At 59.4% G+C, this 1193-nt stretch carries 1 protein-coding gene; it reads left to right on the top strand.

The window, feature by feature from the left end:
- Nucleotides 1-95: 95 nt before the first annotated feature.
- Nucleotides 96-1193, top strand: a 1098-nt coding sequence (locus A3730_RS06160) for a COG3014 family protein (RefSeq protein WP_063537722.1), incomplete at its 3' end; no start/stop codon positions are given.

Below are 1193 nucleotides of genomic sequence, written 5' to 3'. Positions count from 1 at the left end.
ACAAATTCATGATCTTAGTGTATGCCCCAAGAAAAAAGCCGGAGTCAGGCTAACTTGCCTGCTTCGGCTTTTTTCTTGGGGCATACACTAAGATCATGAATTTGTTCAGGAAGGGATGCCTGTCTGTCGCGTTATTGGCGATGCTGAGCGGCTGTGCCACGAACTCCATGTTCGTGTCCTACCCCAGCCAGGCAGAAAAATGGAAGGCCACATTGGGGAATGAGGCCGCCAGTGCAGGGACCACACAAAAGTTGGAGAAAGCCACCGCCGGGGGCGATGGCGTGCTCTATCTGCAGGAGCTGGGGCGGGTTACGCAACTCAATGGCGAAGGCGAAGCCAGCCGCAATGCCTTTGCCGATGTGGTATCCAAATACGATGCAGAGGATGCCAGCGCAAAGATCCAGGTCTCGTCCCTGGCTGCCTCCGGCACCTCGCTAATCACCAACGACAATGCCCGCCCTTATGTGGCGCCGGACTACGAGCGCATCTTCACCCGTGCCTATCAGGCGCTGAACTACTGGGCCGAGAACGATGTCACCGGCACCGCTGTGGAATTGCGTGCGGCGGCCCTGGAGCAGCGGGTCTCGGCCAACAAGCGGGAAAAGGAAATCGCCAAGGCTGAGGAAGAGGCCGAAGAGAACGACGTGGACGTGTCCCAGTTCGACGGCTATTTCCAGGGGATTGATGCGGTGGCCGGCGGCGTCAAGGCCAGCTTCCAGAATGCCTGGACCTTCTACCTGTCCGCCTTGTTCTGGGAGGCCCACGGCGAATATAACGATGCCCTGGTCGATTACAAGAAAGCGCTGGAGATCAACTCCGGCGTGGATATGATCAAGGAAGACGTGGAGCGGGTGTCCAACCCTCGTGCGCTGCGAGACAGCGATGAAGGCATGGTCGCGGTGTTGTATGAGCAAGGCTTTGTGCAGCCCCGGGAAGAATTCACCCTGCCGATCCCCACCGTGCACGGCGTGTTTTCCGTGGCCTTCCCCACCTATGCCATTGGCAGCAAGCCGCGCCCCAACAGCCTGCGGGTGCTGGACAGCGCCAGCCAGCCGCTGGGGGAAACCGTGGTGCTGGCGGATGTGGGCGGGTTGGCCGCCAAGGATCTGAAAGAGCGTATGCCCGGCATGCTGGTGCGCCAGACCCTGCGGGCCACGGCCAAGTACAATATGCAAAAACAGGCCAACGACAAC

This window comes from Alcanivorax sp. HI0044, from assembly GCF_001634945.1.
Note: the sequence above shows the minus strand (reverse complement) of the source record. Positions and strands in the feature narration are given on the sequence as shown.